The sequence below is a fragment of the Specibacter sp. BI4 genome, from assembly GCF_056680095.1.
In genome coordinates this window covers 2,590,368-2,610,976 of the sequence record NZ_CM155265.1, presented here as the reverse complement: position 1 = coordinate 2,610,976, position 20,609 = coordinate 2,590,368, and the positions used below count along the sequence as shown (strand labels likewise).

Sequence of the window (20,609 nt, the reverse complement as noted above, 5' to 3'; positions counted from 1 at the left end):
CCCTAGAGAACGTCGAGGCCGTCACAGCGCACTTGAACGGGGGAACCCACCCGCCTGGCCGCGTTCGCGGCCTTCAATGCCCTCATCTTGGCCGTGACATTCGCAGCCATGGAGTAAGGGAACAGCAGGATTGTCCGGTAATCGGGAGCATCCTCGCCGGGGCTGCCGGGTGCTCCTGCCGCACCGGACCGGCCGAAGACAACTGGGGCCGGTCCAATGCTGCGCACAGAATCAGGAAGCTTCAATGCGGTCTGGAAGGCCTCAACGTCAGCTTCGCGCCCTGTTAGTGAGGCAAGGCGCATGGCCGGCGGCAACCCAAGTTCGTGTCGGAGAGCAAATTCACGCTCGGCGTGGCCCGCGGGGTCCCAGCGCACGAGCGCGGAAACCTCAACGGATTCCTCCGCCGTTACGACAACAATGCCACCGTCCTTCGCGGACCGTACAAGCGCCGCAGCGTTCATCCAGCGCCGCAACGTTTCCTCGCCCGCCCGCAGCGACTCACGGCGCAGCATGGAGTCCCCGTCAAGGAGCAGGGCGGCAGCGTAGCCATGATGAGCGACTGGTTCAGCTCCAATGGTCGCCACCACAATGGCAGGCCTGTCAGGCACTGTCGTTTTGATGTGCTCACCGGAAGAGGAGATCACAGGTACCGACGGAAAGGCGCGCCCCAACTCCTCGGCCGTGCGCAATGCACCAACGGAAATTGCTCGCAATTGATGGTTCCCGCAGGTGCTGCAACTGAATGCTGTCTCCGCCTGCCCGCACCATTTGCAGGTGACCATGCTCGACGACGACCCCGGGGACCGCGTTTGCATCAGTGGCCCCGTGCAGTGCCTGCACCTGGCAACCTCACGGCAGCGCTGACAGGCAAGCGCGGGGGCATAACCCGTCCGGGCGACCTGCACCAGCACGGGCCCAAACTTCAAGGCAGCCTTGGCAGTTTCCCACGCCCTGTGGGGCAGTCGGGCCAGTGCGGCGGCAGGGTCGCGTTCCTGCTCATAGGAATCGGAAGTGCTAATAACCCTTGCGGTGGCCTTGCGCACCTCGGGACGACCCGCGACAATCTCCTGGGCCCAACCCGTGGCCACCAGGCGCTGGGATTCGCTGCTGCGGCTGTGCCCGGCCATCAGCACGGCCGCACCCTCGACCTCGGACCTGAGCAGCAGCACGTCGCGACTGTGCTGGTATGGAGCCCGGCGCTCCACGTGGAGTTCATCGCCGTCGTCCCAGCAGCACACCAGGCCCAGGTCGGCCACGGGGGCATAGGCGGCTGAGCGGGTTCCAATCACAATTCGCACATCGCCGGAGAGGACGCGCAGGAAGTTGGCATAACGCAGGCTGGGACCGTCGTCCGCCGTGAGTTTGACGAAGCTGCCTTCGGGGAGCACTGCCGCAAATGCCTGCTCCAGCAATTCAAGGTCGCGCAGATCGGGCACGACCACAATGGTTCCGCGACCCGACAGTTGGCAGTAGGCAGCAACCTGGGCCAACTGGTGTTGCCACGACTGGGCACCCCAGCCATGCAACGCGCCCAGCACGGCCTTGGGGCTGGCGCCCATGGCCAACTGTGTGAGGAAATCCTCAGCATGGGGAAAGTCTGCAAACAGGGAATGGCCGGGCTTGGCAGCCGGTGGGATTTCAGCGGTTCCATCGGCGGCAAGAGCCTCCGCCTTCTTCAGGTACACCTTCTCGAGGCTGGCAACCCTCGGCGGGACAGCCACCCGCAAAACGTCCGCCACGGTGCCGCAATACCTCGCAGCCACTTTGTGGGCCAGTTCAAGGACCTGCGGTGCCAGCACGGGCACGGCTGAATAAACCCGGTTCAGCGGAACCAGCCGATCGCTTTCGGACGAAGCCGTTCGCGCCACCAAATAGCCGTTAAGGTCCTGGCCGGAGAATTTCACCCGCACCCGCACGCCCGGCTGGGCATCGTCGTCGAGCTCCAGGGGCACCGAATAGTCGAAGATCCTGTCCAGGTGCGGCAGCGGCGAATCGATGACCACCTGGGCAACGGGCAGCTGCGGCGCCAGCACAACCCCGCTGTGCGGGTCTGCCACACGCTCCTTGGCGACAAATCCGCTCAGGAGGCTTAATTGCACACCGTGGTTAAGATCGTCGTTGTTGGGATCGTCATGGTTGGCAGCTTCATCCATGGCGTCCTCCTCAGTTCAGTACCGCAAGTTCGCTACGGCAGGTTCAGTACGGCAAACACGCAACAGCAATGCAAACACCGTGGCCCGCATTATTCGTCTTGAAACCAGCTAAGCACAGCCCACTGACAAAAGTGTCGGCGGGCTGTGCTTAGCTGTGGATAACTAGCGGGATGAACAGCGCACTCAGGCGTTGAAGTACGCCTTCAAGGCATCCACCCGGTCGATGTTTTCCCAGGTGAAGTCAGGATCGTCGCGGCCAAAGTGGCCATGCGCGGCCGTCTTGGCGTAGATCGGGCGTTTCAGGTCGAGGCTGTCGATGATGGCCAGCGGACGCAGGTCGAAGATGGCGGCGATGGCATCCTCAATGCGGCGCGGGTCGACGGTTTCGGTCCCGAACGTCTCAACATAAACACCCACGGGCCGCGCTACGCCAATGGCGTAGCCAACCTGGATCTCGGCACGTGCGGCAAGGCCCGCCGCAACCACGTTTTTGGCAACCCAACGCATGGCGTACGCCGCCGAACGGTCAACCTTTGACGGGTCCTTGCCGGAGAAGGCGCCGCCGCCGTGGCGGGCCATGCCGCCGTACGTGTCAACGATGATCTTGCGACCGGTCAGCCCGGCATCGCCCACGGGGCCGCCAACAACGAACGGTCCCGCCGGGTTCAGATACGTCTGGATCTTGGACACATCCAGGCCCGAGGCCTCCATGACGGGGGCGATCACAAACTCCTGCAGGTCAGCCCGCAGCCGGTCAAGGGAGGTGCCCTCGGCGTGCTGGCTGGAGATGACCACAGTGTCCACCGAAACAGGCTTTTCGCCGTCGTATCCGATGGTCACCTGCGTTTTGCCGTCGGGGCGCAGGTAGGCCAACTCGCCGGACCGGCGCACATGCGAGAGCCGCTCGGAAAGCCTGTGCGCCAGGAAGATGGGGGTGGGCATGTAAGAGGCGGTCTCGTTGCTGGCGTAGCCAAACATCAAGCCCTGGTCCCCAGCGCCCTGGGAGTCGTACTTGTCGACGGCCGTGCCCTCACGGACCTCAAGGGCGTTGAACACACCGTCGGAAATGTCCTGCGACTGCTGCCCGATCGAGACCGACACGCCGCAACGGGCGCCGTCAAAACCGTTGGCGGAGGAGTCGTAGCCGATGTCGAGGATGGTGTTGCGCACGATCTGCGGGATCTCAACGTAGGCGTTGGTTGTCACCTCGCCGGCAACGTGGACCAGGCCGGTCGTGGCCATGGTCTCCACGGCGACGCGCGAATCCGGGTCTTCGGCCAGCAGCGCGTCAAGGATGGCGTCGCTGATCTGGTCGCAGATCTTGTCGGGGTGGCCTGCCGTCACGGATTCGGAGGTAAATAAGCGCAGGGGGTTTGGTGAAGTCACTGTTCTACTTTACTAGGGTTAGTCCTGCACATCAGGGGCGCCGGACATGCGTGGTCATACAGGCTGCGTTGGTGCGGCTTGGGGTTTACCCTGTGCCGAGACGCTGCCCTATGAGATGTACGACGGCGTCAGCCACGTCGCGCTTGCTGCCACCGGCCTGCACGGGGCTGGCACCGTCCAAGGCGAGAATCTCCACCTGGTTGCTGTCCTGGCCAAAGACACGCTCGGAACCGGAGTCGCCCGGCCCGACTTCGTTGACAACCAGCAGGTCGCAGCCCTTGCGGACGAGTTTTTGCTGTGCGTACGTCTGGGCGTCGCCCTGGTCGTCACCCGTCTCGGCCGCAAAACCAACAATGAGCTGCTTTTGGTTTTGTGCCGCCCTGTGGGCGACCACCTCGACGAGGATGTCGGGGTTGCGGACAAGTGTGATGACAGGGTCGTCGGCGTTGTCGCGTTTCTTGATCTTGCCCGTTGAAATGTTGGCGGGGCGGAAGTCGGCCACGGCTGCAGCCATGATGACCACATCCGCGGTTGCCGCAGCAGCCAGTGTTGCCGCGCGAAGTTCAAGCGCCGTTTCAATCCGCTGAATCTTCACACCGGCCGGGGCCGGCACATCCATCGGGGCATGGATCAAGGTGACAATCGCCCCGGCAGCCAGCGCCGCCTCTGCAAGCGCCACGCCCTGCTTGCCGGATGATTTGTTGCCCAGGTACCTGACGGGGTCAAGCTGTTCGCGGGTTCCCCCGGCGGTGATGAGCACCTGCAATCCGGCCAACGGTCCCCCGCCAGCGGCCGGGGAGCCAATGGCGGGATTTGTGGCTGCGGCCGGGGCGTCAGCGGCGGGATCTAAGGATGTCGGAACTGTCCTTACCGGATACGTGGTTCCCGAATCCGTGACCAGGGAGCCAACGGCTGGGCCTGCGGCTCCCGGAACTGCGGTTGCCGGGGCTGTACCAGTGGTGGCTGAGACTTGGTCCGTGGCTGCTGAGTCGGTCCTGCCCGGGGCGGGCTCGGCGGACGGCGCGTTGACAGCGGCGGCCGGGGTCCCGGCGTCGTGCTTCACGGGATCAGCCGAAACTGAACCGGCGGCCAAAGCCATGGCCGCGGCGAAAATGGCCTCCGGCTCGGGCAGCCGGCCGGGACCTGTATCGGGTCCGGTCAGCCGGCCGACAGCAGGATCCAGAACGTGCACGCCACGGGAGCGCAGGGTGGCCACATTGGCCACTGTCGAGGCGTGCCGCCACATCTCGGTGTGCATGGCCGGCGCAAAAAGCACCGGCCCGCGCGCCATCAACAATGTGGTGGTCAAAAGGTCATTGGCGTGGCCGCCGGCAGCCTTCGCCAAAAGGTCGGCGGTTGCCGGGGCCACGACTATCAGGTCGGCTTCGTGGCCGATCCGGACGTGGTTGACCTGGTCCACGGCGTCAAAAACATCGTTCGTGGCCGGGCGCCCGCTCAATGCCTCCCACGTGGCCACGCCCACAAACTTCGTGGACGCGTCAGTGGGGATGACAGTGACGCGGTGGCCCGCCTCGGTAAAGAGGCGCAGCAGCAGGGCCGACTTGTAGGCGGCGATGCCGCCGCCCACCCCCAGAACAATGTTTAGCTCAGACACCGTGTGTGATAAACCGATTAAGCGGTTTCAATCGGCGCGGAAACCAGCAGGCCCTCGTCGATTTCACGGAATGCAATCGAGAGGGACTTCTCGTTCAGCCTGGTGTCGACCAGGGGACCAACGTACTCGAACAGGCCCTCGTGGAGCTGTGCGTAGTAGGCGTTGATCTGGCGTGCGCGCTTGGCACCAAAGATGACCAGTCCGTACTTCGAGTCGGCTGCTTCAAGCAGTGAATCGATCGGGGGATTGATGATGCCTTCGGGTTGTGTAGTCAATTACTTCTCCAAAAAAATCGAAAGGGTGTCCTGCAGATCCAACAATTGTGAAACCAAACTGTCTGATCAAACAAGGTGGTGGGGGGTGAGCCCCATCAGTTCAACAAGCGCGGCTGCAGCACGGCTGACATCGTCATTGACGATGATGTAATCAAATTCCGGCGCGGCAGCAAGTTCCAGTTTAGCCGTTTCCAGGCGGCGGTGCTGTTCCTCGGCACTTTCTGTGCCGCGTCCCACCAAACGGCGGACCAATTCTTCCCAGTTTGGCGGGGAGAGGAACACAAAATCGGCCTCCGGCATGGCCTCCTTCACCTGCCGGGCGCCCTGCAAATCAATCTCGAGCAGCACCGACTTGCCGTCGGCCACTGCCGCCTCGACGGTGCTGCGCAAGGTGCCGTAGCGGTTGACGCCGTGCACCACCGCCCACTCGAGCAGGTCGCCATTGGCCGCCAGCTGGTCAAATTCCTGTGCCGTCTTGAAGAAATAGTGGGTGCCTTCTTCTTCAGCCGGACGGGCCTGCCGGGTCGTGGCCGAAACCGACAGCCACACATCAGGGTAGTTGTCCCGGATGAACGTCGACACGGTGCCCTTGCCCACGGCAGTTGGCCCCGCCAGGACTGTCACGCCGCAGCGGGCCTTGGTGCGGGTGGTGTTTTCACCCGGCACATGAACCTCGCTCATGGCTTTTCCCCCAGGTGCTCCAAGAGGGCCCGGCGCTGGTGCACGCCTAGACCACGCACCCTGCGGGTTGGGGCAATCCCCAGCTCGCTCATGATCACAGTTGCACGTACCTTTCCAATGCCCGGTAGGGCTTCGAGTAATTCACACACTTTAAGTCTGGCCAGGGCTGGTTCGCAAGCTGCCGACTCAAGGACGGCCGCCACACTTTTCTGCCCTGTTTTTAAATCCTGCTTGACCTGGGACCTGACGGCCCGGGCAGCCAGGGCCTTGATGCGTGCCTCTGCGCGTTCCTGGTGGGACAACTGCGGCAAATTCACGAAAAAGCTCCCCTGGTGATGGCTCTCCCCGGTGCGGGGTCCGAACGCAGTGATCCATCGAACCTATCCCCACCGGGAAGGCAAATCAATCTGTCCAAACGGCTGAAAATCTGTTACAAACCCTGCAGCGTCTCCACCGTGGCCGCCCGCAGCGCCGCAACGTCCGGGCCTGCGGCCAGGATGCCGCGGCTGGACGTTGCCAGCACAGCCGGATAGGCGGCACCAAAAGTGGCGCGCATATCCGCCCCCGTGGCGCCTTGGGCCCCCAGTCCGGGAGCCAGCAGCGGACCATGGACGGCTGCCAGGTCAATGCCAAGTTCGGTCAGCGCATTGCCGACGGTGGCGCCGACGACAAGACCCACAGAGCCCAGCGCCTCCCCCGCATAGCGCTGGTTTTCCAGCGCCGCGGCCTGCACAATGCGCCTGGCCACGGACTGGGCACCGCCCACGTGCTGCACCGAGGCACCCTCCGGGTTGGAGGTCAGGGCCAGCACGAACACGCCGCGGCCGTTCGCTGCGGCCATCTCCAGCGCCGGGCGCAGCGACTCAAAGCCAAGGTACGGGCTCAGCGTCACCGAATCGGCGGCCAGGGCCGAGCTGTCGCGCAGCCACGCGTCGGCGTATCCGGCCATGGTGGAGCCAATGTCCCCACGCTTGGCGTCGGCAATGGTGAGCACCTCCGCCTCGGCTGCTGCACCGAGGAGCTCCTCCAGGACAGCAAGACCGGCCGAACCATGTCGCTCATAGAGGGCCACCTGCGGCTTGAGTGCCGCGGCCAGCGGTGCCACAGCCTCCAGCACTGTCCGTGAGAAGCTGCGCAGGCCCTGGACGTTGTCCGCCAGCCCCCAGGCGGCCAGCAGCCCCGGGTGCGGGTCGATGCCCACACACAGGGGCCCGCGGGCCGTCATTGCCGCGGCGAGCCGGGCACCAAAAGGTGCGCGGCCGCCGTCGTTCGCTCCCCCGGCCCGGGCGGCGTCCTGGCTAGGCATTCTGGGCTGCCAGTCCTGCCGCCAGAACCACTGCATGTTCCTGCAGGCTCGTGACATCCCACTCGTAGGAGCGCAGTGCCTCCATGGCCTGAACGGCAACGTTGAACTCGGCAACCGTGGTGATGCAGGGCTTGCCGATGGAGACGGCAGCGGCACGGATTTCGTAGCCGTCGCCGCGCGCCTCGCCACCCGACGGGGTGTTGAAGATCATGTCGATCTCGCCGTTGTTGATCAAATCAACAATGGTGCCCTCACCGGTTTCGGAGACTCCCTCACCGATCTTGCGAACAAGGGTAGACGCAATGCCGTTGCGGCGCAGCACATCCGCAGTGCCGCCGGTGGAGACAATCTCATAGCCAAGGTCGACCAGGCGCTTGACGGCCATGATGATGGAACGCTTGTCACGGTTGGCGACGGAGACGAAGATCCTGCCGGAGACTGGCAGGGCCCCGTTGGCGGCTGCCTGGCTCTTGGCGAAGGCAGTGTCAAAGTGCTTGTCGATGCCCATGACCTCACCGGTGGAGCGCATTTCCGGGCCCAGCAGGGAGTCCACAACGTGGCCCTCCACTGTGCGGAAGCGTGCGAACGGCATGACCGCTTCCTTCACGGCCACAGGGGCGCTGTCGGGCAGGTTTCCGCCGTCGCCCACCTCGGGCAGGATGTGGTGGACGCTGCGCAGGTGGGCGATGGACACGCCAACACCGATCAGCGCGGCGGCCTTGGCCATCTGCACGCCCGTTGCCTTGGAGACGAACGGGACGGTGCGGGAGGCACGCGGGTTGGCCTCCAGCACGTACAGGATGTCGGCGGCCAGGGCGAACTGGATGTTGATCAAGCCGCGGACGCCAACGCCCTCGGCAATCGCGCGGGTGGCCTGGCGGACCCGCTCCTGCACGTCCTTGCCCAAGGTGATGGGAGGCAGCACGCAGGCGGAGTCGCCGGAGTGGATGCCGGCCTCCTCGATGTGCTCCATGATGCCGCCGAGGTACATGTCGGTGCCGTCGAAGAGCGCGTCAACATCAATCTCGATGGCGTCTTCCAGGAACCTGTCGATCAGGACCGGGTGGGCCTCGGTGATTTCCGTGGCGTTCTTGATGTAGCGCGAAAGGTTGGCCTCGTCGTAGACGATCTCCATGCCGCGGCCGCCCAGAACATAGGACGGACGGACCAGCACGGGGTAACCGATCTCATCGGCGATCTTCTTGGCGTCGCTGAAGGACACGGCGGTGCCGTTCTTCGGCGCGATCAAGCCTGCGTTGTCCAGCACGCGGGAGAACATGCCGCGGTGCTCGGCCAGGTCGATGGCTTCCGGGGACGTGCCCAGGATGGGCACACCGGCGTCGGCCAGTTCCTGCGCCAGCTTCAGCGGGGTCTGGCCGCCGAGCTGAACAAACACGCCCAGGACGCCGCCGGTGCGCTCCTCGGCTGCGATGACCTCAAGGACGTCCTCAAGGGTCAGCGGCTCGAAGTACAGGCGCGTGGAGACGTCGTAGTCGGTGGAGACGGTTTCCGGGTTGCAGTTGACCATGACTGTCTCGTAGCCGGCCTTGCGCAGCGCCATGGAGGCGTGGACGCAGGAGTAGTCAAACTCAATGCCCTGGCCGATGCGGTTCGGACCCGAGCCCAGGATGAGGACGGAGGGCTTCTCGTGCAGCGCGATCTCGTCCTCCTCATCGTAGGAGGAGTAGTGGTACGGGGTGTACGCGTTGAATTCGGCGGCACACGTGTCCACTGTCTTGTACACGGGGCGGATGTTCAGCGCCTGGCGGACGCCGCGCACCACGGCCTCGGAGTTGTTCGTCAGCGCACCGATCTGGGCGTCGGAGAAGCCGTGGCGCTTGGCCAGCTTCAGCATTTCCGGCGTCAGGGCGGTGGAGTTGCGGATGGTTGCCGAAACCTCGTTGAGAAGCACCAGCTGGTCAAGGTACCAGGGGTCGATGCCCGTTGCCTCGTACAGTTCCTCAATGGTTCCGCCGCCGAGAAGTGCGCGCTGGACCTGGGCGAGGCGATCGGTGGTGGGGCGCTTGGCTGCCTCGATCAGATCGGGCACGTCCAGGGCGTTGACCGAGGAGAAGTCAAGGCTTGCACCCTTCTGCTCCAAGGAACGCAGGGCCTTCTGCAGGGCCTCGGTGAAGTTGCGGCCGATGGCCATGGCCTCGCCGACGCTCTTCATGGTGGTGGTGAGCGTGGGGTCCGCTGCCGGGAACTTCTCGAAGGCGAAGCGTGGGACCTTGACGACGACGTAGTCCAGGGCCGGCTCGAAGGAGGCCGGCGTCTTCTGGGTGATGTCGTTGGGGATTTCATCCAGGGTGTAGCCCAGGGACAGCTTCGTGGCGATCTTGGCGATGGCGAAGCCGGTTGCCTTGGAGGCCAGTGCGGAGGAGCGGGACACGCGCGGGTTCATCTCAATGACGACGACGCGGCCCGTGTCGGGCTCGATCGCGAACTGGATGTTGCAGCCACCGGTGTCGACGCCAACCTCGCGGATGACGGCGATGGAGATGTCGCGCAGGTTCTGGTATTCGCGGTCTGTCAGCGTCATGGCCGGAGCCACTGTGATGGAATCGCCCGTATGGACGCCCACCGGGTCAAAGTTTTCGATGGAGCAGACCACAACGACGTTGTCGTTCTTGTCGCGCATCATCTCCAGCTCGTATTCCTTCCAGCCGAGGATGCTCTCTTCGAGCAGGACCTCGGTGGTGGGGCTGTACTGCAGGCCCTGGCCCACAATGCGGGTGAGGTCCGACGGCGTGTAGGCCAGGCCGGAGCCTAGCCCGCCCATGGTGAAGGAGGGGCGCACAACCATGGGGTAGCCCAGGTCTTCGGCGGCGGCGAACGCCTCGTCCATGGTGTGGATGATGTGGCTGCGGGCGCTCTCAGCACCGCAACGCTCGACGACGCCCTTGAACTTTTCGCGGTCCTCGCCAAGTTCGATCGCGGCGATGTTGGCGCCGATCAGCTCAACGTTGTACTTGGCCAGGACACCGTTCTTGTCCAGGGCGATCGCGGCGTTCAACGCGGTCTGGCCACCCAGTGTGGGCAGGATGGCGTCGGGTCGCTCCTTGGCGATGATCTTCTCGATGACCTCGGGGGTGATCGGCTCAACGTAGGTGGCGTCGGCGAACTCGGGGTCGGTCATGATGGTTGCCGGGTTCGAGTTGACGAGGATGACCCGCAGGCCCTCCTCCTTCAAGACCCGCAGTGCCTGGGTGCCAGAGTAATCAAACTCGGCGGCCTGGCCGATCACGATCGGGCCGGAGCCAATGACCAGAACTGATTTGAGATCTTCCCTCTTTGGCATTACTTGTTTTCCTGGCTCTGTGTGGTCTCGCCCTGGGCGGACTTGAATTCGGTCATGAGGCTGATGAACCTGTCGAACAGGTAGGCGGCGTCGTGCGGGCCGGCCGCGGCTTCGGGGTGGTACTGCACCGAGAAGGCGGGGATGTCCAGGCAGGACAGGCCTTCAACGACCTGGTCGTTGAGGCTGATGTGGCTAACCTCAACCCGGCCGAAGCGCTCCTCGGGTGCCTGGGTGGGCCCGTCCAGCGGCGCGTCAACGGCGAAGCCGTGGTTCTGGCTGGTGATTTCAACCTTGCCGGTGCTGCGGTCCATGACGGGCTGGTTGATGCCGCGGTGGCCGTAGCGCAGCTTGTAGGTGCCGTAGCCCAGGGCGCGGCCCAGGATCTGGTTGCCAAAGCAGATGCCGAAGTAGGGCACGCCGGCGTCGAGGAAGCTGCGCACGAAGCTGACCTGGCGGTCGGCTGTGGCCGGGTCGCCGGGGCCGTTGGAGATGAACACGCCATCGGGGTTCAGCAGCTGTGCTTCCTCGAAGGTTGTGGCTGCGGGCAGGACATGCACGCGCACGCCGCGCTCGGCGAAACGGGCAGGGGTCATGGCCTTGATGCCCAGGTCCAGGGCGGCGATGGTGAACAACGGCTCACCCTCCCAGCCGTGCGCGGAAGGTTCGACGACGTATGCCTCCTTCACGCTGACCTCTTCGGCAAGGCGCAGGCCGGCCATGGCGGGCTGGCCCAGGACCTCGGCCAGCAGCTCTGCTTCGGGCCGGGCTGCCTCGGCGCCGGAGAAGATCCCGGCCTTCATGGCACCGCGTTCGCGCAGGTGGCGGGTGATGGCGCGGGTGTCAACGCCCTGGATGCCGACGATGCCCTGGTTGGTGAGCTCGTCGTCGAGCGTTCCTTCGCTGCGCCAGTTGGAGGGGCGGCGGGCGGCGTCGCGGACGACGTAGCCCGCTGCCCAGATCCGGGTTGATTCGTTGTCGGCCTTGTTTACACCGGTGTTGCCAATGTGGGGTGCCGTCTGGACGATCAGCTGCCGGGCGTAGGAGGGGTCCGTGAGGGTTTCCTGGTAGCCGGTCATGCCGGTGGTGAAGACTGCCTCGCCCAGGGCCGAGCCCTGTGCCCCGTAGCTGGTGCCACGGAAAGTGCGGCCATCTTCCAAGATCAAAAGTGCCTGTGCAGGCATGGTTGCATCACTCATTCTCAATTGTTCTTTCCGTTGCTGTCTGTTTCGCTGTCATTGGGCAGCAATGCCTGCAATGCTTCAATTAGTGGACGCTTGGCGCCTGCTTCGGTGGTGCGGAATCCGGTATCCACCTCGGTGTCCTCCAGCTTCCAGCTGATGACCACCAGCCCGTCCTTCTCTACAAATTTACCGGCCATTCCCGCTTGTGTTTCCACATGGGTCAGTGCGTGTTTGGCGATGTAGATGTCCTGGCCGCCTTTTCGTTCAACGACCACGCCGCCGGGATGGACGTGGACCACTGCGGGCGTGCGGATGCCCAGGCCGTGGACGGCCACCCGGTCCAGCCAGTCGCCCGTGGCGGTGGTGACCACATATTGGCCCGGCACGCTGATCACGGCGTCACCCGGGTCCGCCGGAAGTGCGGGCAACGGGGCCAGTGCCCCCTGTCGTTTGAGCTTGTTGCGCCACCCCCAGCCCATGAGGCCAAAGATGATCAGCAACGGCACAACGGCCGAGATGGTGATCAAGATCTCCTTGCTCATTCTGCTGCCGCCACCCGGTAAGGGGTGTTGAGAACGCCATTAAGGACTGTGGGGTGGCCGTGGAAGAACGTGGCAACAACCTTGCCCGGCAGCTCCATGCTGGCGAACGGTGAGTTGCGGCCCTTCGTGGCCATGGCGCTCGGGTCAACGTTCCAACGGGCCGCGGCGTCAACCAGCACGATGTTGGCCGGCTCCCCTACTTCCAGTGGACGGCCCTGGTCGGCGAGCTGGCCGATCCGGGCCGGCGTCGTGGAGGTGACGCGGGCAAAGTCCGCCCAGGTCATGAGGCCGGTTTCGATCATGGTTTCCTGAACGACTGAGAGCGCCGTTTCCAGCCCTGTCATGCCCATGGCGGCGGAGGCCCATTCGCATTCCTTGGCTTCGCTGGGGTGCGGGGCGTGGTCGGTGCCGACGATGTCGATCGTGCCGTCGGCCAGGGCTGCACGCAGGGCGTGGACGTCGGCGTCGGCGCGCAGGGGCGGGTTCACCTTGTAGACGGGGTTGTAGCTGCGCACGAGTTCCTCCGTCAGCAGCAGGTGGTGCGGGGTGACCTCGGCCGTGACGGAGATGCCGCGCTCCTTGGCCCAGCGGATGATCTCCACGGAGCCCGCCGTCGAGACGTGGCAGACGTGCAGGCGTGAGCCCACATGCTGGGCCAGCAGGACATCGCGGGCAATGATGGACTCTTCGGCGACGGCGGGCCAGCCGGCCAGGCCGAGGTCCGCCGAGACGACGCCCTCGTTCATCTGGGCGCCTTCGGTGAGGCGGGGTTCCTGCGCATGCTGGGCGATCACGCCGTCGAACGCCTTGACGTATTCCAGCGCCCGGCGCATCATGACCGGGTCGCTGACGCAGATGCCGTCGTCGGAGAAGACGCGGACGCGGGCCCGGGAATCCGCCATGGCGCCGAGCTCGGCCAGCTGCGTGCCGGCCAACCCGACCGTGACGGCACCAACGGGGCGCACATCAACCCAGCCGGATTCACGGCCGAGGGTGAAGACCTGCTCCACGACGCCGGCGGTGTCCGCCACGGGCGAGCTGTTGGCCATGGCATGGACGGCCGTGAAGCCACCCAGCGCTGCGGCCCGGGTGCCTGTTTCAACTGTCTCGGCGTCCTCGCGGCCGGGTTCGCGCAGGTGGGTGTGCAGGTCGACCAGGCCGGGCAGGGCAACCAGGCCGGCCGCGTCGATGATGGTGGCATCGCCGACGACGTCGGCGCCGAGGTCGGGCCCGACAGCCGTGATGGTTCCGCCGCTGACAAGGATGTCGGCAGTGGTCTCGCCCAACAGGGACGCTGAACGAATCAAGTAACTCGGGGAAGTCATGAACGGTCCTTTACAGAAGACTGTGGTGCTGCAGGCTGGCTGCCGGAAGTAAGTGTGGTCGAAGTCGTTGGGGTTGCGGGCTCGCGCATGTCCCCTGAGAGCAGGAGGTAGAGGGCGGCCATGCGGACCGAGACGCCGTTGCGGACCTGCGCCAAAACCGTGGACCGGGGCGAATCGGCCGCGGCGGAGGAGATCTCCAGGCCGCGGTTCATGGGGCCGGGGTGCATGATGATGGTGTCCTTGAGGTTCAGGGCATCCAATTTGGCGAGCCGGGCGTCGTCGAACCCCCACCGCCGCGCATATTCGCGGGTGGAGGGGAAGAAGGAGGCGTTCATGCGTTCCGCCTGCACGCGCAGCATCATGACCGCGTCAACGCCGGCCTCCAGCGCTGCGTCGAGGTCGTAGCTGACCGCGCAAGGCCAGTGTTCAACGCCGATGGGCAGCAAGGTGGGCGGCGCCACCAAGGTGACGTTGGCACCGAGCGTGTGCAGCAGCCACACATTGGACCGGGCCACACGGGAGTGCAGCACGTCCCCTGCAATCAAGACCCGCATGCCCTTCAGGTCGGCCCCCACTGACGCCGTGCCGCTGAGCTGGGCCCAGTGGGCGCGCATCGTGAACGCGTCGAGCAGGGCCTGGGTCGGGTGGGCGTGGGTGCCGTCGCCGGCATTGATGACGGCGGCATCAATCCAGCCCGAGTTGGCCAGCCGTGCCGGTGCGCCGGAGGCCCAGTGCCTGATGACCACGGCGTCGGCGCTCATGGCCTCAAGGGTTTGGGCCGTGTCCTTGAGTGACTCGCCCTTGGACACGGAGGAACCCTTGGCGCTGAAGTTGATGACATCTGCGGAGAGGCGTTTTGCCGCTGCTTCAAAGGAGATCCTGGTGCGGGTGGAGTCCTCAAAGAACAGGTTTACGACGGTGCGTCCGCGCAGGGCTGGCAGCTTCTTGATCTCCCGCTCCCCCACGGCAGACATTTCCTGGGCCGTGTCGAGGATCTGGATGGCGTTGTTCCGGCTGAGGCTTTCGGTGTCAAGCAGGTGCCTCATGCGCCGGCCTCGATGACAACTTCGTCGTTGGCGGCGAGGCCGCCGTCGATCTCCGAGAGGTGGACGCGCACTTTTTCGGTGGACGACGTGGGCAGGTTCTTGCCCACATGGTCCGCGCGGATGGGCAGTTCACGGTGACCGCGGTCAACCAGGACTGCCAGGCGGACGGCGCGTGGCCGGCCCAGGTCAACCAACGCGTCCAGGGCTGCGCGGATGGTGCGTCCGGAATACAGTACGTCGTCGACGAGCACTATGGTTTTCCCGTCGATGCCGGAGACGGGAAGTTTCGTGCTTTGGGGAGCCCTGGTGGGCTGGTGTGCCAGGTCGTCACGGAACATGGTGACGTCAAGTTGCCCGACGATGGCGGCCGGATCCAGTGTTGGATCGCTGGCGGCCAGTTTGGCGGCCAGGCGCTGGGCCAGCGGGTAGCCGCGCCGCGGAATGCCGAGCAGCAGAAGATTCGCTGCACCCTTGTTGGCTTCCAGGATTTCATAGGCGATACGAGTCAGCGCCCGCTCGATGTCCGCTGCGGTAAGAACCACACGGGACACAGCTGTCGGCGTCGAGTTTTGCTGAACTTCCCCAGAAGCTGCGGAGGAGTTGATCATTTTCTCGCGTCCCCTTTCCCCGCCTCACAGGACGGAATTAAAAGGTTGATTGCGTACACCTCAAACTACCACAGCAGGCATCCCCGTTCCCTCCCCTGCGGGCCCGCACGGCCTTCCGCACGACAGCCGGGAGTCTTGCTTGCGCGCGGCATCTTGGAGGGGGCACCCCGTGGCTCTACTCTTGGAACCATGAGTGAACCAGGTCATTGGCAAAACCCCGCCGCAGGCGCCCCGCAGCAGCAGCCGGAGTACGCGCAGCAGCCGCTCCCCCACGTCCAGGGCCCCGGGACGGCGCTGAGTTACACACCCGAGTACTGGTCCCACCCGGCTCCCCCACCGGTGCGCAGGAAGGCCCGGGGGACGGCCGTGAAGGTGACAAACATCATTTTGCTGTGCGTCTTTGCGCTCGTTGCGGTTGTAACATTGGCGTTCTTTGCCATTTCAATTGGGGCCAACGTCTTCTTGATCTGCGGTGCCCTGGCATTGATCCCGCTGGCCATCTGTGTCGCGACACTGATGTGGATCGACAGGTGGGAGCCGGAGCCCATCGCAGCGCTGATCCTTGGTTTTTGCTGGGGTGCAGGAATGGCCGTCATCACCACCCTGGTGGTGGGCAGCTGGGTGCAGCCCCTGCTCATGAGCACAAACACCGAGGCCAACGCCGACATGGTCGGCGCCATCGTCCAGGCGCCGCTCGTGGAGGAGTTCTGCAAGGGTGCCGGCGTGCTGTTGCTGTTCTTTCTGCGCCGGAAAACCTTCGACGGGCCCATTGACGGCGTGGTTTACGCGGGCATCATCGCGGCCGGGTTCGCATTCACCGAAAACATCCTCTATTTTGGCCAGGCCCTGCAGGAAGCCGGCGGCTCCGCCGGCGGACTGATCGGCATCTTTGTGATGCGCGGGCTGATGTCGCCCTTTGCACATGTCATGTTCACCGCCACCCTGGGCCTGTGTGTGGGCTGGGCTGCCCGCCATGGCGGCACCTTGATGGTCCTTGGCGCCTGGGTCGTGGGACTGGTTCCGGCCATGTTGCTGCACGGGCTCTGGAACAGCTCCTCATTCCTGGGCGGAAACTTCTTCCTTGTCTACGTGGTGCTGCAGGTGCCGTTGTTCATCCTGTTCATTCTCGGCATCATCCTGCTGCGCCGTTCGGAAGCCAAGCTGACGCGCATGCGCCTCTCCGACTACGTCCCGTCCGGCTGGTTCACCCAGCAGGAGGTGCCGATGCTCGCCACGGGAGGCGGCCGCCGTCGTGCCTTGGCATGGTCCAAAACCTTTGCCGCGGGTCCTGTCATGAAGGAATTCATCCGCCAGGCCACCCGGCTGGCCTTCACCCGGCAGCGCCTCCTTGTCGATGCCAAGGGCGGCCTCGGCGGCGCCGCGGCCGGCCGCTTCGCCGCCGGGCAGCTGCAGGAGATGTCGCTGCTGCACAAGATCACCGCCGTGCGCAGCGATCTGTTGGGCCGGCACGCGTCGGCCGTATGGCAGGCGCAACAAGTGCAGGCACAACACGTGCACGCCCAACAACAGGCGCAGGCCCAGCAATTCCAGGCGCAAAACTGGCAGCCGCCGCGAAAGTGACGTCGGCAGCCCGGTGGCGCTGGTGTCGCGGGACGCAAAACAGCCCGCAACGGCGGTAGGAAATCAACGCGAATTAGCGCTGGTTCCAACCGCCGTTGCGGGCTGTTTGCGTAGCCTGTTACGCCAGGAGTGTCGGCTTGATCTGCTGCAGGCGGCCAAGCAGGCCATTGACGAACTGGGGCGACTCATCCGTTGAGAGAATCTTCGCCAGTTCGACGGCCTCGCTGACGGCAACGCCGTCGGGCACGTCGTCGTTGTACAGCAGTTCCCAGGTGCCGATGCGCAAGATGATGCGGTCGACTGCGGGCATGCGCTCAAGCGTCCAGCCCTGGGAGTAGGTCTGCAGGAACTCATCAATGTTCTCGGCCATGGCTGTGACGCCCTCGACCAGGTCCACCGAGTAGGCGTTGATGATTTGGCCTGTCTTTTCGCGTCGCGCCGTCAGTGCCGACATGGCACTGACTTCGCGCTGCTCTGCCTCAAACAAGATGTCCAAGGCACGGCGCCGGGCCTTGCTTCGCGCCGAATTTGGTTTGCCCGAGGGGCTGGTTTGGTTGCTTGCCACTACTCGCTGACACGTCCCAAGTAACTGCCGTCGCGGGTGTCGACCTTGACCAGGGTGTTGTTGTCAACGAACAACGGAACCTGGATCTCGTAGCCGGTTTCAACGGTTGCGGGCTTCGTGCCTGCGGAGGAGCGGTCGCCCTGCAGGCCCGGCTCGGTGTACGTGATGCGCAGCTGGACCGACGGCGGCAGCTCGATGTACAGCGGGTTGCCTTCGTGCAGCGCGATGGTCACGTTCAGGTTTTCCAACATGAAGTTCGTGGCGTCGCCAATGGTCTTCGCCGACACGGTGATCTGGTCGTAGTTGTCATTGTCCATGAACACGAAGTCTTCGCCGTCCTGGTACAGGTACTGGAAGTCAGAGCGGTCAACCGTGGCAGTTTCGATCTTCAGGCCAGCGTTGAAGGTCTTGTCGACCACCTTGCCGGAGAGGATGTTGCGCATCTTCGTGCGAACAAACGCGCCGCCCTTGCCCGGCTTAACGTGCTGGAACTCAATGACATTCCACAATTGGCCCTCAAGCTTGAGGACGGTTCCGTTCTTAATATCGTTAGTCGTTGCCACAATTGCCTCTTAGCGTATAAGTATTATCAAAAATCCATTGACCATACTACCGCACACCATCACCCGGCGCCGCATGATCCCCGCCACGGCGGCGAGTCCCGCCTGTCCAGGCACGACGGCGGGCGGTCGGCATCCGCTTTCGGTCCACCGCACGGAGTGTCCGGCGTGGCCGGGAATCGAAACAGCAGCTGATGCTGTTAGTTGTTGGGTCCGGGAATCGAAACAGCAGCTGATGCTGTTAAATCGCGGATTCACCGCATCAGCTGCAGTTTGGATCGTTTATTCGCGTTCGGCCAGATCCAAGGCACGCTTGAGCGACACGGTTGCCGAGTAGATGGCCGATGCGTCCGATCCCGAGGCCACCCGCAGGTCAAGGGAGGCCGCGAAGTTCTTGGCTGCCGCCTCAAACTGCCCGTGGCTGAAATGCACCTTGCCCAGTTGCTGGAACACCCACGGTTCATTGGGCGTGCCGGCGACGACGGGCAGGATGGAGCGCAGGACACGTTCGGCCCGGTCGTAGCTTTTGCTGGCCCGCAGCACCTCGGCATCGAGCACCTGCAGCCTGATCGACTCCGGGTCGGCCAGTCGGGCGTCCGCGGCGACGTCTGCCGCCTCTGCCGTGAGTCCGCGGGCGAGCAGCACAAAGATCTTGTCGCCGGCATCCGAAGACTTTTCCAGGGCTTCGGCGCAGGCTTCTTCGTCGACAACTTCAGGCAGCAGCGTGTCCGGGTTCACGGCTGTGCCGGGGAAACCTGCCGAGGGCCAATCCTTCAAACCCATGCTAGGACGCAATTTCCTGGTAGGCGGCAAAGAGCAGGGACTGATCGGGAACATCCAACACCCGGGGCCGTCCGATGCCGTCGAGGACCACGAAGCGCAGGAGATCGCCGCGGGTCTTCTTGTCGCGGCGCATGGCATCGAGCAGCGCCTGCCAGCGGTCACGACGGTAGCTCAGTGGAAGGCCGAGCAGTTCGAGGATGGAACGGTGCCGATCGGCGTCCTCGTCGCTGAGACGGCCAACGCTGCGGGCCAGCTCGGCGGCAAACATCATGCCAACGGCGACGGCGGCACCATGGCGCCAGGAGTACCGTTCGGTCAGCTCAATGGCGTGTCCGAGGGTGTGGCCGTAGTTCAGGATTTCCCGCAGGCCGGACTCCTTCAGGTCCTCGGAGACGACCTTGGCCTTGACGGTGATGGAGCGTTCAATGAGATCGCGCAGCACCTCAGAGCGTGGATCTGTCACGGCCTCGGGGTTGGCCTCCACAAGGTCCAGGATCACCGGATCGGCGATGAAGCCGCACTTGACGACCTCGGCCATGCCGGAGATGAGCTCGTTGCGGGGCAGCGTGTCCAGGGTGTCCAGGTCAACCAGGACGCCGGCCGGCGGGTAGAAGGTCCCCACCAGGTTTTTGCCCTCGGGCGTGTTAATGCCGTTCTTGCCGCCCACGGCAGCGTCAACCATGCCCAGCAGCGAGGTGGGCATCGTGACGAGCTTGACGCCGCGGAGCCAGGTGGCGGCCACGAAGCCGGCGACGTCGGTCACGGCGCCACCGCCCACAGCCACGACGGCGTCCGACCGGGTGAAGTCATTCTTGCCCAGGACTTCCCAGCAGAAGGAGGCCACCTGAATGTGCTTGCCCTCTTCGGCGTCGGGAATCTCGGCCGTGAGTGCCGTGAAGCCGGCAGCCTCGAGGTCATCCCTGACTGCGTCGCCTGTCATGCGCAGCGCACGGGGGTGGATCACCAAAACCTTTTTGACGCGCTCGCCAAGCAGGGCCGGGAGCTGGGACAGCAGCCCGCGGCCCACGACGACGTCGTAGTTTTGCTCGGGAAGGGCGCCGGTGACCTTGATGATTGTGTTCGGGACTGCGGGGGTGTTCTCAATGTTCACGGTTTACAAATTCTCTTTCCTGGATTCTGCTGCCAGCAGGTGGATCAGCCGCTCAACAAGCTGCGGCACATTTGAATTGCTTACGTCGAGGGTGATGTCGGCGAGTCGTTCGTAGACGGGGCCGCGCGCGGCGGCCAGGCGCTGCCACGTTCCCACCGGGTCGGCGGCCAGGAGGGGACGTCCGGTGTTGCGCGTGATGCGCTCCCTGACAGTCTCGAGGTCGGCGCTGAGAAAAACAACCGTGGCCCGGGCCAGCAACTGCTGGGTCCCGGAATCCAGGACTGCGCCGCCGCCGAGGGACAGGACCACGGGCTTGGTCTTGGGTGAGTCCAAAACCTCCGCAATCACCCGGGCCTCGAGCTGCCTGAAGTGGTGTTCACCCCGGGCCGCAAAAATTCGCGGCACGGGGCCGTGCTTGGCCACGATCTTGTGGTCCGAGTCGACAAAGCCGATCTTGAGCACGCGGGCCAGTTCGGCTCCGATCACCGATTTGCCCACGGCCATGGGACCGACCATGACGATTGGCCGGAGGGGCGTGAAGTCCGGCGTCCCCACCGGCTCCTTGCCCGCGGCCATCAGTGACACGATCC

The 20,609-nt window shown here is 64.5% G+C and carries 19 protein-coding genes; 1 reads left to right on the top strand and 18 read right to left on the bottom strand.

The window, feature by feature from the left end:
* Nucleotides 1-2: 2 nt before the first annotated feature.
* The 13 genes from AC1L6K_RS12000 to pyrR form a co-directional block, all read right to left on the bottom strand.
* Nucleotides 3-2,153, bottom strand: coding sequence for a primosomal protein N' (locus tag AC1L6K_RS12000; RefSeq protein WP_480949103.1), 2,151 nt, complete (start codon nt 2,151-2,153; stop codon nt 3-5).
* 183 nt (nt 2,154-2,336) lie between these two features.
* Nucleotides 2,337-3,539 carry a methionine adenosyltransferase gene (metK, locus tag AC1L6K_RS11995; RefSeq protein ID WP_480949102.1) on the bottom strand — a complete coding sequence of 401 codons (1,203 nt, stop codon included), beginning with the start codon at nt 3,537-3,539 and terminating at the stop codon, nt 2,337-2,339.
* Between the two features lie 85 nt (nt 3,540-3,624).
* On the bottom strand, nt 3,625-5,154 hold the full coding sequence (locus AC1L6K_RS11990) for a bifunctional phosphopantothenoylcysteine decarboxylase/phosphopantothenate synthase (protein WP_480949101.1): 1,530 nt from the start codon (nt 5,152-5,154) through the stop codon (nt 3,625-3,627).
* Between the two features lie 17 nt (nt 5,155-5,171).
* Nucleotides 5,172-5,429: a DNA-directed RNA polymerase subunit omega gene (rpoZ, locus tag AC1L6K_RS11985; protein WP_480949100.1), complete on the bottom strand. Its 258-nt coding sequence runs from the start codon at nt 5,427-5,429 to the stop codon at nt 5,172-5,174.
* Nucleotides 5,430-5,495: 66 nt separating this feature from the next.
* Nucleotides 5,496-6,110, bottom strand: a complete 615-nt coding sequence (gene gmk / locus AC1L6K_RS11980) for a guanylate kinase (protein ID WP_480949099.1) — start codon at nt 6,108-6,110, stop codon at nt 5,496-5,498.
* Complete coding sequence (gene mihF, locus AC1L6K_RS11975) at nt 6,107-6,427, bottom strand: integration host factor, actinobacterial type (protein ID WP_480949098.1); 321 nt, start codon at nt 6,425-6,427, stop codon at nt 6,107-6,109. The genes gmk and mihF overlap by 4 nt, the downstream gene beginning before the upstream one ends.
* A gap of 113 nt (nt 6,428-6,540) precedes the next feature.
* On the bottom strand, nt 6,541-7,416 hold the full coding sequence (pyrF, locus tag AC1L6K_RS11970) for an orotidine-5'-phosphate decarboxylase (RefSeq protein WP_480949097.1): 876 nt from the start codon (nt 7,414-7,416) through the stop codon (nt 6,541-6,543).
* Nucleotides 7,409-10,717 (bottom strand): carbamoyl-phosphate synthase large subunit, encoded by a 3,309-nt coding sequence (carB, locus tag AC1L6K_RS11965; RefSeq protein ID WP_480949096.1) that lies wholly within the window; start codon nt 10,715-10,717, stop codon nt 7,409-7,411. The genes pyrF and carB overlap by 8 nt, the downstream gene beginning before the upstream one ends.
* On the bottom strand, nt 10,717-11,913 hold the full coding sequence (gene carA / locus AC1L6K_RS11960; protein ID WP_480949095.1) for a glutamine-hydrolyzing carbamoyl-phosphate synthase small subunit: 1,197 nt from the start codon (nt 11,911-11,913) through the stop codon (nt 10,717-10,719). Before carA ends, carB begins: the two co-directional genes overlap by 1 nt.
* A 2-nt stretch (nt 11,914-11,915) precedes the next feature.
* A complete protein-coding gene (locus tag AC1L6K_RS11955; RefSeq protein ID WP_480949094.1) occupies nt 11,916-12,440 on the bottom strand; it encodes a PH-like domain-containing protein in 525 nt (174 codons plus the stop codon).
* Nucleotides 12,437-13,765 (bottom strand): dihydroorotase, encoded by a 1,329-nt coding sequence (locus tag AC1L6K_RS11950; protein WP_480949093.1) that lies wholly within the window; start codon nt 13,763-13,765, stop codon nt 12,437-12,439. Before AC1L6K_RS11950 ends, AC1L6K_RS11955 begins: the two co-directional genes overlap by 4 nt.
* The gene (locus AC1L6K_RS11945) at nt 13,762-14,811 is read right to left on the bottom strand and encodes an aspartate carbamoyltransferase catalytic subunit (RefSeq protein WP_480949092.1); all 1,050 of its coding nucleotides are present in this window, start codon (nt 14,809-14,811) and stop codon (nt 13,762-13,764) included. The genes AC1L6K_RS11950 and AC1L6K_RS11945 overlap by 4 nt, the downstream gene beginning before the upstream one ends.
* On the bottom strand, nt 14,808-15,419 hold the full coding sequence (pyrR, locus tag AC1L6K_RS11940; protein ID WP_480949091.1) for a bifunctional pyr operon transcriptional regulator/uracil phosphoribosyltransferase PyrR: 612 nt from the start codon (nt 15,417-15,419) through the stop codon (nt 14,808-14,810). The genes AC1L6K_RS11945 and pyrR overlap by 4 nt, the downstream gene beginning before the upstream one ends.
* 189 nt (nt 15,420-15,608) lie before the next feature.
* Between pyrR and AC1L6K_RS11935 the strand changes: the two genes are divergently transcribed.
* Nucleotides 15,609-17,000 (top strand): PrsW family intramembrane metalloprotease, encoded by a 1,392-nt coding sequence (locus AC1L6K_RS11935; RefSeq protein WP_480949090.1) that lies wholly within the window; start codon nt 15,609-15,611, stop codon nt 16,998-17,000.
* 118 nt (nt 17,001-17,118) lie between these two features.
* Here the strand turns inward: AC1L6K_RS11935 and nusB are convergent, their stop codons facing one another.
* The 5 genes from nusB to AC1L6K_RS11910 form a co-directional block, all read right to left on the bottom strand.
* On the bottom strand, nt 17,119-17,565 hold the full coding sequence (gene nusB / locus AC1L6K_RS11930) for a transcription antitermination factor NusB (protein ID WP_480949089.1): 447 nt from the start codon (nt 17,563-17,565) through the stop codon (nt 17,119-17,121).
* The gene (gene efp / locus AC1L6K_RS11925) at nt 17,565-18,128 is read right to left on the bottom strand and encodes an elongation factor P (protein WP_480949088.1); all 564 of its coding nucleotides are present in this window, start codon (nt 18,126-18,128) and stop codon (nt 17,565-17,567) included. Before efp ends, nusB begins: the two co-directional genes overlap by 1 nt.
* A 279-nt stretch (nt 18,129-18,407) precedes the next feature.
* On the bottom strand, nt 18,408-18,908 hold the full coding sequence (locus AC1L6K_RS11920; protein ID WP_480949087.1) for a tetratricopeptide repeat protein: 501 nt from the start codon (nt 18,906-18,908) through the stop codon (nt 18,408-18,410).
* A 1-nt stretch (nt 18,909) separates the two neighbouring features.
* Nucleotides 18,910-20,013: a 3-dehydroquinate synthase gene (gene aroB / locus AC1L6K_RS11915; RefSeq protein WP_480952755.1), complete on the bottom strand. Its 1,104-nt coding sequence runs from the start codon at nt 20,011-20,013 to the stop codon at nt 18,910-18,912.
* A gap of 9 nt (nt 20,014-20,022) precedes the next feature.
* Entirely contained in the window at nt 20,023-20,595 is a 573-nt protein-coding gene (locus AC1L6K_RS11910; protein WP_480952754.1) for a shikimate kinase, read from the bottom strand.
* Nucleotides 20,596-20,609: the final 14 nt, after the last annotated feature.

Bases quoted from the DNA above. Each gene is read 5' to 3' on its own strand.
- AC1L6K_RS12000 (WP_480949103.1), bottom strand. From the start codon at position 2,153: ATGGATGAAGCTGCCAACCATGACGATCCCAACAACGACGATCTTAAC.
- gmk (WP_480949099.1), bottom strand. From the start codon at position 6,110: ATGAGCGAGGTTCATGTGCCGGGTGAAAACACCACCCGCACCAAGGCC.
- pyrF (WP_480949097.1), bottom strand. From the start codon at position 7,416: ATGCCTAGCCAGGACGCCGCCCGGGCCGGGGGAGCGAACGACGGCGGC.
- carB (WP_480949096.1), bottom strand. From the start codon at position 10,717: ATGCCAAAGAGGGAAGATCTCAAATCAGTTCTGGTCATTGGCTCCGGC.
- carA (WP_480949095.1), bottom strand. From the start codon at position 11,913: ATGAGTGATGCAACCATGCCTGCACAGGCACTTTTGATCTTGGAAGAT.
- AC1L6K_RS11955 (WP_480949094.1), bottom strand. From the start codon at position 12,440: ATGAGCAAGGAGATCTTGATCACCATCTCGGCCGTTGTGCCGTTGCTG.
- AC1L6K_RS11950 (WP_480949093.1), bottom strand. From the start codon at position 13,765: ATGACTTCCCCGAGTTACTTGATTCGTTCAGCGTCCCTGTTGGGCGAG.
- AC1L6K_RS11945 (WP_480949092.1), bottom strand. From the start codon at position 14,811: ATGAGGCACCTGCTTGACACCGAAAGCCTCAGCCGGAACAACGCCATC.
- pyrR (WP_480949091.1), bottom strand. From the start codon at position 15,419: ATGATCAACTCCTCCGCAGCTTCTGGGGAAGTTCAGCAAAACTCGACG.
- AC1L6K_RS11935 (WP_480949090.1), top strand. From the start codon at position 15,609: ATGAGTGAACCAGGTCATTGGCAAAACCCCGCCGCAGGCGCCCCGCAG.
- AC1L6K_RS11920 (WP_480949087.1), bottom strand. From the start codon at position 18,908: ATGGGTTTGAAGGATTGGCCCTCGGCAGGTTTCCCCGGCACAGCCGTG.
- AC1L6K_RS11910 (WP_480952754.1), bottom strand. From the start codon at position 20,595: ATGGCCGCGGGCAAGGAGCCGGTGGGGACGCCGGACTTCACGCCCCTC.